The organism is Rhodococcus sp. P14 (assembly GCF_000256505.1).
GTDB lineage: Bacteria > Actinomycetota > Actinomycetes > Mycobacteriales > Mycobacteriaceae > Rhodococcus > Rhodococcus ruber.
The window spans coordinates 25801-35186 of sequence record NZ_AJFC01000247.1; the positions used below are offsets into that span (position 1 = coordinate 25801).

At 72.8% G+C, this 9386-nt stretch carries 11 protein-coding genes and 1 pseudogene; 4 read left to right on the forward strand and 8 right to left on the reverse strand.

What is annotated here, in order from left to right; translation table 11 throughout:
- The first annotated feature begins 14 nt into the window (after window positions 1–14).
- The 3 genes from OEY_RS0117525 to OEY_RS0117535 all read left to right on the forward strand — a co-directional run bounded on the left by OEY_RS0117525 (window position 15) and on the right by OEY_RS0117535 (window position 1627).
- Window positions 15–635 carry a TetR/AcrR family transcriptional regulator gene (locus OEY_RS0117525; protein ID WP_010595139.1) on the forward strand — a complete coding sequence of 207 codons (621 nt, stop codon included), beginning with the start codon at window positions 15–17 and terminating at the stop codon, window positions 633–635.
- A gap of 160 nt (window positions 636–795) precedes the next feature.
- The gene (locus OEY_RS30855) at window positions 796–939 is read left to right on the forward strand and encodes a hypothetical protein (protein ID WP_017682110.1); all 144 of its coding nucleotides are present in this window, start codon (window positions 796–798) and stop codon (window positions 937–939) included.
- A gap of 130 nt (window positions 940–1069) precedes the next feature.
- Entirely contained in the window at window positions 1070–1627 is a 558-nt protein-coding gene (locus OEY_RS0117535) for a hypothetical protein (protein ID WP_010595140.1), read from the forward strand.
- 117 nt (window positions 1628–1744) lie between these two features.
- Here OEY_RS0117535 and thrS read toward each other — a convergent pair.
- The 5 genes and pseudogenes from thrS to OEY_RS0117560 all read right to left on the reverse strand — a co-directional run.
- A pseudogene (thrS, locus tag OEY_RS0117540) lies at window positions 1745–2983 on the reverse strand (threonine--tRNA ligase); the annotation flags it as partial.
- A gap of 425 nt (window positions 2984–3408) precedes the next feature.
- The gene (gene aroB / locus OEY_RS0117545) at window positions 3409–4518 is read right to left on the reverse strand and encodes a 3-dehydroquinate synthase (protein WP_010595142.1); all 1110 of its coding nucleotides are present in this window, start codon (window positions 4516–4518) and stop codon (window positions 3409–3411) included.
- Window positions 4515–5099 (reverse strand): shikimate kinase, encoded by a 585-nt coding sequence (locus tag OEY_RS0117550; RefSeq protein ID WP_010595143.1) that lies wholly within the window; start codon window positions 5097–5099, stop codon window positions 4515–4517. The genes aroB and OEY_RS0117550 overlap by 4 nt, the downstream gene beginning before the upstream one ends.
- A 4-nt stretch (window positions 5100–5103) precedes the next feature.
- Window positions 5104–6291, reverse strand: coding sequence for a chorismate synthase (gene aroC / locus OEY_RS0117555; RefSeq protein WP_003935429.1), 1188 nt, complete (start codon window positions 6289–6291; stop codon window positions 5104–5106).
- 47 nt (window positions 6292–6338) lie between these two features.
- Complete coding sequence (locus OEY_RS0117560) at window positions 6339–6944, reverse strand: prepilin peptidase (RefSeq protein WP_010595144.1); 606 nt, start codon at window positions 6942–6944, stop codon at window positions 6339–6341.
- Between the two features lie 163 nt (window positions 6945–7107).
- Here OEY_RS0117560 and OEY_RS0117565 point away from each other — a divergent pair, with 163 nt between their 5' ends.
- The gene (locus OEY_RS0117565) at window positions 7108–7482 is read left to right on the forward strand and encodes a DUF1622 domain-containing protein (protein WP_010595145.1); all 375 of its coding nucleotides are present in this window, start codon (window positions 7108–7110) and stop codon (window positions 7480–7482) included.
- Here the strand turns inward: OEY_RS0117565 and OEY_RS0117570 are convergent.
- The 3 genes from OEY_RS0117570 to OEY_RS0117580 form a co-directional block, all read right to left on the reverse strand.
- Window positions 7475–8698, reverse strand: a complete 1224-nt coding sequence (locus tag OEY_RS0117570; RefSeq protein ID WP_010595146.1) for an RNA polymerase sigma factor — start codon at window positions 8696–8698, stop codon at window positions 7475–7477. The two genes, OEY_RS0117565 and OEY_RS0117570, sit on opposite strands and share 8 nt — an antisense overlap.
- 7 nt (window positions 8699–8705) lie before the next feature.
- On the reverse strand, window positions 8706–9059 hold the full coding sequence (locus OEY_RS0117575) for a YciI family protein (protein ID WP_010595147.1): 354 nt from the start codon (window positions 9057–9059) through the stop codon (window positions 8706–8708).
- A gap of 17 nt (window positions 9060–9076) precedes the next feature.
- A partial coding sequence (locus OEY_RS0117580) for a helix-turn-helix domain-containing protein (RefSeq protein ID WP_010595148.1) occupies window positions 9077–9386 on the reverse strand: 310 nt, incomplete at its 5' end.

The following is a 9386-nucleotide window of genomic DNA, read 5'->3' on the forward strand; positions in this document are numbered from 1 at the left end:
GCAGGATGGGATCCATGCGCACCCCCCCGAGCCGCAGCTGGCACGGCGTCAGCGCCGACGACCGGCGCGCGCAGCGCCGTACCCGGATCCTCGCGGCGGGTACCGAACTGCTCGGCACCGGCGGAGGCCGCGCGGTCACGGTCCGCGCCGTCTGCCGGGCCGCCGGGGTCAGCGAGCGGTACTTCTACGAGAGTTTTCCCTCGCGCGACGAACTGGTCGCCGCAGTCTTCGCAACGACGGCGGAGGGCCTCATGCGTCACATGCAGGCCGTCGTGGCCTCCGCCCCGGCGGAGGTCGCCGCGCGGGCCCGCGCCTTCGTCTCCGGAGCGATCGACTTCTTCGCCGCCGACCCCCGCCGCGGCCGGGTGCTGGTCCGCGAGGCGATGACCGAGCCGGCGTTGTCGCAGCAGGGCCTGCACGCAGCACCCGCCCTGCTCGGCGCCCTGCTCGTCGGCGTCGCTGCGCCGGAACCGGACGCCGAGTCCCGGCTGATCAGCGGCGCCGTCCTGGGCCTGGGCATCGGGGCGCTGATCGTCGCGTGGATCGACGGGCAGGTCGACGTCGAGCGAGAGGCGCTCGTCGAGCACTGCACCCTGCTCGTCCGACGCGCCGTCACCCCCTCGGAGTCCGGGTAGGTTCCCCGGAACCGGACTCGCCGGGCGGAACGGACCGATTCGGACGGAAGCAGTGTCACGGGACGTGCCGGTGGTGTAAATGTGAACTGTCGGGGTCGAGAACCGGGAACCGGCAGGGGCACGCCGGTCACCCGACCGCACGCACCGAGGGGGGATTGCGATGGCCGAATTCGAGCGATGGCCGACCGATCTGCTCGCCGAATTCGTAGCCGACCTCGAACTGGGACGCACCCTGACACTTCCGGCCGCCGTCGAAATCGCCGCGCGCGAGGAACTGGCCCACCGGAGCATCGACGCCGGATGAGTCCGATCCGCGGCACCGGCCGCGGCGGCCCCGCGCACCGGGACATCGGGCACAGGAGCCGCCGCTCCCCCGTCATGCGATCGCCGAAAACCAATCCCTCTGGCGCCCAGCACATTTAAGGTAGGGAAGCATGGGAGAGCGCGCCCCGATACGTCCCGACCGGAAGACGGTCCCGAACGGCTCGGACGAGGGCGGAGCCTTCGCGTCGCGGACCGGCGGCGAGCCGCAGCTGGGGCGACTGCTCGGGGCGATACTGCCGCTGACGCACCCCGGAGGGCTGTGGTCCACGACGCGGGGGCTCGTGAAAGGAACGTGCAGCGCCGCGGCGGCGGTGGGCGGACGGGTGCTCGGTCTCCGCCACCCGGGCGCCCGGCAGGCGGCCGACCCCGTCCTGCCGGCGAACTGGTGGCCCGACGACCTCGATCTCGAGGCGGCGGCCCGGAAGTGCCCGGGGGTGGATCTGTATGCGGTGACCGTCGACTTCGTCGAGCGCCACCACGGGTTCGCCCTGTCGATGCTGGGCGGGATCCCGTCCTGGACCGCCGCCTGGTACTCCCGGGTCGGCGTGGCCTATCTGCAGGCCCACCGGATCGCCCGCCCGGACCGGGACGAACGGGCCCGCCGCGGGGCACCTCCGTCGGCGCGGGCGACCCGTCCCGGCCTGCAGGTCGTGCACGGCGCCGAGTAGCCCGGCCGGGGCCGGCCGCGCCGGCGACCGACGCGCGGGTGACCGGTCCGCGCGCGCGTCGCCGTCCCGGCCCGGCCCGAGCGATCATGGTCCGGCTCGACGACGGCGAGAGCACCCTCACGGCAGTGCGGACGGGCCCAGGACCCGGCCCCGGACGTCGGCCAGCACCCGGCGCACGAACTGCTCGTGCCCGATGCGCGCCCGCTGACCGCACTGCGGCACCAGGACGCTGACGGTGCCGTCCGCGAGTTCCTCGTCGCCGACGATCGCGAGGTAGGGATCGCGGTGCAGGCGCGCAGCGCGGATCCGGCTGCCCAGCGATCCACCGGAGAGCACCTCGGCGCGAATCCCCTCGTCCAGCAGCCTGTCCCGCAACGCGCCGGCCTCGTCGCGGTGTGGGTCACGGACCGGCAGGACCGCCACTTGGCGGGGCGAGAGCCACGGCGGCATGCGCCCTTCGAAGCGTTCGACGAGCATCGCGGTCAGCCGCTCCATCGATCCGAGCACACCCCGGTGGATCATCACGGGCCGGTGCCTGTGCCCGTCCTCGCCGGTGTATTCGAGGCCGAAACGCTCGGGTTGAGTGAAGTCGAACTGGACGGTGGACACGGTCTCCTCGCGCCCGTGCGCCCCGGCGACCTGGACGTCGATCTTCGGACCGTAGAACGCGGCCTCCCCCTCGGCTTCGAAGAAGTCCAGCCCACACCGTTCGAGCGCACCGCGCAGCTGACCCTGAGCATGCGCCCACTGCTCGCCGGAGCCGAGATAGCTGCCCCCGGCACCGCGGAGGGAGAGGCGGTAGCGCCGGGCGTCGAGCCCGAGAACCCGATAGCAGCGCTCGATCGCACTCAACGCGAGTTCCACCTCCGCACCGGCCTGTTCGGGCGCGCAGAACACATGCGCGTCGTCGAGACCGATCTGCCGGACCCGGCTCAGGCCGCCGAGCACGCCCGACAGTTCGCTGCGGAACATCGATCCCAGCTCCGACAGGCGGATCGGCAGGTCGCGGTAGCTGCGGGCCCGCGAGGCGAAGATCTGGGCGTGATGGGGACAGTTGGCGGGCCGCAGGACGAAACTCTCGCCGCCGACCCGCATCTCGGGGAACATGTCGTCGGCGAACTTGGACCAGTGGCCCGACCGGACGAACAGCTCCTTCTTGGCGAGCACCGGGGTGTAGACGCGGCGACAGCCGGACTCGGCCGCCACCTCGGCGGCGAAGGCCTCGAGCTCGGCACGGATCACCGCACCGTCCGGCAGCCACAGCGGAAGACCCGCACCCACAATCGGCGCGCTGGCGAACATGTCGAGTTCGCGACCGAGCACTCGGTGATCTGCACCGTTCATTTCCTGTTCCTCGACTCTCGTCTCGGCGAGAGGGAGCGACGTGCCCGAACACGACGAAAGCCCCGGGACGTCGACTCCCGGGGCTCGCTTGGTGGGTCAGCAGTGAGCGACGCGGCGCCGGAAGGCATCCGGCGTCGTCGTGACCTGCTGAGCGTTCATCACGACCGGAATCGTACGGCCGGTTTCGCCCGGAAATCAACGGCGAAGAGCGATTGCATCCCGGAGCTCCTGCGCGCCCGGGTTTTTCATCGTCTTTTCGGTAGGCGGCCGTTCAGCTCGGGCGGGGACCAGGAATTCGGAGAATTCCTGCGTTCCGTCCAGGGCGAATTATCCGCGCGGTGGTGAACCGGGAAGATCCCCGACGAGGACGCGGGCCGTCGCACCCCGAGGGTGCGACGGCCCGTCGACGACGGTCGGCAGCTCAGCCGGTCAGCAGCTCACAGGAGCACGGTGCCTGCGTCCGCGGTGCCCTCCCGCGCGACCGCCGAGTACGCCGCGGCGAGCAGCGACGGATCCGGTCCCTCGAGGCGCCCGGGCTTGGCGAGGCCGTCGAGGACGACGAACCGCAGCATCCCCGCGCGGTTCTTCTTGTCGGTCTGCATGCCCTCGAGCAGCTGGGGGAAGGCGTCGGCATCGTAGGTGGTGGGCAGGCCGACGAGCTCGAGGATGCTGCGGTGCCGGTCGGCGGTGGCGTCGTCCAGGCGCCCCGCGAGGCGTCCCAGCTCGGCGGCGAAGACGAGACCGACGGCGACGGCGGCGCCGTGCCGCCACCGGTAGCGTTCGCGCCGTTCGATGGCGTGACCGAGGGTGTGCCCGTAGTTGAGGATCTCGCGCAGGCTCGACTCCTTGAGGTCCGCGGCGACGACCTTCGCCTTGACCTCGACCGAGCGCCGGATCAGTTCGGGCAGCACCGTTCCCGTCGGGTCGAGCGCGGCCTCCGGATCCGCCTCGATCAGCTCGAGGATCTTCGGGTCGGCGATGAAGCCGGTCTTGATCACCTCGGCGAGACCGGCGACGATCTCGTTGCGCGGCACCGTCTCGAGCGTCGCGAGGTCGACGAGCACCGCGGACGGTTCGTGGAAGGCACCGACGAGGTTCTTGCCGGCCTCGGTGTTGATGCCGGTCTTGCCGCCGACCGCGGCGTCGACCATGGCGAGCAGCGTGGTGGGGACGTGCACGATCCGCACGCCGCGCATCCACGTGGCGGCGACGAACCCGGCCAGATCGGTGGCCGCTCCCCCGCCGAGGCTGACGATCGCGTCGGATCGGGTCAGCCCGATGCGGCCGAGCACCTCCCAGCAGAACCCCGCCACCGCGAGGTCCTTGCCGTCCTCGGCGTCGGGGATCTCGACGCGGTGAGCGTCGATGCCCTTCTCCGCCAGCGCGGCACGGACCGCCTCGGCGGTCTCCGCGAGCGGCGGCTGGTGCAGGATCGCCACGGTGCGGGTGCCGGTGAGTTCGTCGACGAGCTCACCGAGCAGGCCCCGGCCGATGATCACCGGGTAGGGCTGGGCCGTCTGGACGTCGACGCGTACCGGTTCGGTCACGATTGATTGCTCCGATTCTCTGTACTGGTCGTGCTGGGCGCGGACGGGTGGGCGCCGGTGGCCGCCAGATCCGACTGGGCCTCCAGCTTGGCGAGGACCTGCTGCACCACCCGGCCCGGACTGCGTCCGTCGGTGCGCACGCGGATGGTGGCCGCCTGCCGGTACAGCGGGCGGCGCCGGCGCATCAGCTCCCGGTACTTCGCCGCGGGGTCCGCCCCGGCGAGCAGCGGTCGCGTGGTGTTGGTCCCGGTGCGGCGCAGGCCCTCGGCGACGCTGATCTCGAGGTAGATCACCGTTCGGTCCTGCAGCAGGGCGCGGGTGCGCTCGGACAGGATCGCGCCGCCGCCGAGCGAGACGATGCCGTCGTGCCGGGCGAGCGCGTCGGCCACCACCTCCTCCTCGATCCGCCGGAACGCCGGTTCGCCGTCGGTGCCGAAGATGTCCGGGATCGTGCGGCCGGTGGTGCGCTCGATCTCGGCGTCGGTGTCGAGCAACGGCAGATCGAGCGCCTGGGCGAGCCGCCGGCCGATGGTCGACTTGCCGGCCCCGGGCGGCCCGATCAGGACTGCGCGTGGCGTCATGGCGTCACCGTGGCACCCGGGCCGCGACGGCCTCGAGGTAGTTGCGGACGTTGGCGCGGGTCTCGTCGATCGAGTCGCCCCCGAACTTCTCGAGCGCGGCCTGCGCCACGACGAGCGCCACCATCGCTTCGGCCACGACACCGGCCGCAGGCACAGCGCACACGTCGGAGCGCTGATGGATCGCCACGGCCTCCTCGCCGGAGGCCATGTCGACGGTGGCGAGGGCGCGCGGCACCGTCGAGATCGGCTTCATCGCCGCCCGTACCCGCAGCGCCTCGCCGTTGGTCATGCCACCCTCGAGACCGCCGGCCCGGTTGGTCGAGCGGAGCACGCCGTCCGGGCCGGGCCGGATCTCGTCGTGGGCGACGCTGCCGCGCCGGCGTGCGGTCTCGAAGCCGTCGCCGACCTCGACACCCTTGATCGCCTGAATGCCCATGAGGGCCGCGGCGAGCCGGGCGTCGAGCCGGTCCGCCCCGCTGATGAACGAACCCAGGCCCACCGGCAGGCCGTGCACCACGACCTCCACGACACCGCCGAGGGTGTCACCGTCGCGCTTGGCGGCCTCGATCTCGGCGATCATCGATTCCTCGGCCGCCTTGTCGAAGGCCCGCACGGGGCTGGCGTCGATGGCGGCGAGATCGGCCCCGGTCGGCTCCGCCCCCACGTAGGGGTCGGACGCGCCGATGGAGATCACATGCGAGACGACCTCCGCGCCGAACACCTGCCGCAGGAAGTTGCGGGCCACGGTGCCGGCGGCGACCCGGGCCGCGGTCTCCCGGGCGCTGGCGCGCTCGAGGACGGGACGAGCGTCGTCGAAGCCGTACTTGAGCATCCCCGAGTAGTCGGCGTGACCGGGTCGCGGGCGGGTGAGCGGTGCGTTGCGGGCCTGTCCGACGAGCAGTTCGGCGTCCACCGGGTCGGCGGACATGATGGTCTCCCACTTGGGCCACTCGGTGTTGCCGATCTCGATGGCCACCGGGCCACCGAGGGTGTGGCCGTGCCGGACGCCGCCGAGAATGGTGACCTTGTCGGCCTCGAACTTCATGCGCGCGCCGCGGCCGTAGCCGAGGCGCCGCCGCGCGAGCTGCTCCGAGATGTCGCTCGACGTCACCTCGACACCGGCGACCATCCCCTCGAGCATCGCGACGAGGGCGGGACCATGGGACTCTCCAGCAGTTATCCAGCGCAGCACAGGACCATCCTTCCACGTTCGCCGCCACCGGCGGGGCGCCGCCCCGGTCAAGCCGCCGCCAGGACCCCGGCGACGGCTGCCGCGCACATCGACGGCCCGTGCGGCAGCACCACACCGCGCGGGCGACGGTGTGCCCGTACCCAACCCACGGCGACGGCGACGGCGCCCGCCGCGGCGGTGAGCAGCGGCGGCAGCAGGGCCGCCGTCGTCCACGCCCCCGCGCCGGCGGCGCCCGCGGCTGCCCCCAGCCCGGCCGCGAACTTCACGTCGCCCGCGCCGAGACTGCGCGGGACGGCCAGATGGGCAAGCAGGTACGGACCCGCCAGCAGGCACGCCCCGGCGAGCGCCGGGGCTCCCTGCCCCGCTGCCGCGGCGACCGTGAGGACGACGCCGGTGCCCGGCACGGTCAGCACGTTCGGCAGCCGCCGCGCCGACAGGTCGGCCGCGCTCAGGCACAGGCACCACCAGATCAAGGCCGCGACGGCGAACGCGCCCGGCATCGTCGAGGTCGCGAGCACGGCCACGGCGCCACCGGCCGCGCCGGCCACCTCGCACATCCCTCGTAGTGGGAGACGCCGGACGAGGCGGGCGACGAGCCGCCGCATGCCGGCTCCGGCCACGGCACCGAGAACGGCGAACACCACAACGGTCATGGCGTCAGCGTGCCGTCCGGGTGGCACCCGAACGGCGCTCTCGCCGCCCACGGCCGGAATCTGTGGACGAACGGGCCGGGTGTGGACAACCCGGTTGCCGGGACGGATCGAGCCGGACCTGCGACCATGACCGAATCGTCCCGTCCGCATCCCGGAGGTTCGCATGGAGCTGGCCCGCGTTCTCGAGACCGTCGGCGGCGCCGTCGACGTGGTCGGGGTGGCGGTGATCGTCGTCGGGGCGGCGGTGGCGAGCTGGATCGCCCTACGGTCCTGGCGCCGCTCGCCGGGTGCGCCGATCTACGAGCGCTACCGGCGCGATCTGGGACGGTCCATCCTGCTCGGCCTCGAATTCCTGGTGGCCGCGGACATCATCAAGACGGTCGCCGTGACCCCCACCTTCACGTCGGTGGGGGTCCTGGCGATCATCGTCCTGATCCGGACCTTCCTCAGCTGGTCGCTGCAGCTCGAGATCTCCGGCCGGTGGCCGTGGCAGAACGGCAGGAGCGGACCGCAGAGCGAGAAGGAACCGGTCAGCTGAGTTCGGCGCGGCGACGTTGCAGGAAGCCGCGCTCGGCGGCGTTGGTGGCCCGGGCGAGCGCGGCGTCGTATGCCGCGGCGGCCTCCGGGAGACGACCAAGCCGGCGGAGCAGGTCGGCCCGCACCGCGTGCCACAGGTGGTACCGGTCCAGGTCGAGGGCGTCGACCAGGTCCAGACCCGCGGCGGGGCCGTCCACCTCGGCCACCGCGACGGCCCGGTGCAGGGCGGCGACGGGGGTGGGTGCGACGACGAGCAACTGATCGTAGAGTGCGACCACCTGCCGCCAGTCGGTCGTCTCGATCGTGGCGGCGTCGCTGTGGACGGCGGCGATCGCGGCCTGGATCTGGTACGGGCCGGGCCGGCGCAGTTGCAGGCAGCGGCGGACGAGGGACTGTCCCTCGGTGATCAGGTCTCGGTCCCAGAGCGTGCGGTCCTGCGCGGCGAGCGGGATCAGGTCGCCGTCGGCGTTCGTGCGGGCCGGTCGTCGCGCGACGGTGAGCAGCAGCAGCGCGAGCAGGCCCAGCACCTCGGGCTCGTCGGGCAGCAGTTCGGCCAGCAGGCGGGCGAGCCGGACCGCCTCCACGCACAGGTCGTCGCGGACCAGGCGGTCCCCACCGGCCGCGGTGTGCCCCTCGGTGAAGACGAGATAGACGACGGCGAGGACGGAGGCGAGGCGGGCGGGCAGTTCCGCGGGGCCCGGAACGCGGTACGGGATCCGGGCGTCGCGGATCTTGCCCTTGGCGCGCACCAGCCGCTGCGCCATGGTCTTCTCCGGAACGAGGAAGGCGTGGGCGATGTCGGCGGTGCTCAGGCCGCCGAGCAACCGGAGCGTGAGAGCGACGCGGGCGGCGGGCGCCAGCGCGGGATGGCAACACGTGAAGATCAGGCGCAGCCGGTCGTCGGGCACGGCATTCTCCTCGTCGACGGCGCTGGTCCCGACCTCCTGCAGGCGGGCGGCCTCGGCGTGTTTGCCTGCGCGGGCGTTCTCCCGGCGGATGCGGTCGATCGCGCGGCGCCGGGCGGTGGTGACGATCCAGCCGGCCGGGCTCGGCGGCAGTCCGTCGGCGGGCCACCGGGCGACGGCGACGGCGAACGCGTCCTGCACGGACTCCTCGGCAAGGTCGATGTCCCCGAATGCGCGGACGAGCACGGCGACCGCGCGGCCGTGCTCGCTGCGGAACACGCGCGCGATCTCCGCGGCCGTCACCGCGGCCACGGCCGACTCACCCGCAGTGCCCGCCCTGCAGCGGCCGCACCTCGATCGGCAGTGTGATCGCGCGGGCGAGTTTGCGGCCCCATTCGAGGGCGGCGTCGAGGTCGGGCGCCTCGACGACGGTGAACCCACCGATGTGTTCCTTGCCCTCGAGGTACGGGCCGTCGGTGGTGAGGATTCCGTCGCCGTCGAGCCGGAGCACGGTGGCCGTGCTCGGCGGGTGCAGTCCACCGGCGAACACCCAGGCGCCGGCGGCGCGCATCTCGGCGTCGACGGCCTCGACGTCGCGCATGATCGGTTCGAGGATCGCCGCCGGTGGCGGGTCGCCGTCCGGCTGGTAGATGCTCAGCAGGTACTGGGTCATGGCACTCCTCCTCACGATCACCGGACCGGCGCCGGTGATCCACCCTCTACACGATCGGCGGGCCGCCGAATCGACATCGCACTCGCCGGCTCGGGGCGTCCCCCCTCCTCCGCGCGCCATCGGCTCGGACTGCACCCGAACCGGTTCCGGAACCAGCGGGAGAAATTGCTGGGCGCGGAGAACGACAGCAGGTCGGAAACCTCGGTGAGCGAGTGTCGTCCGCTGCCGACCATGCGCGTCGCCAGGTCCGCGCGGGTGGCGTCGAGGACGGACGAGAACGTCTCCCCCTCGTCCGCGAGCCGGCGGTGCACGGTGCGGCGGGCGGTG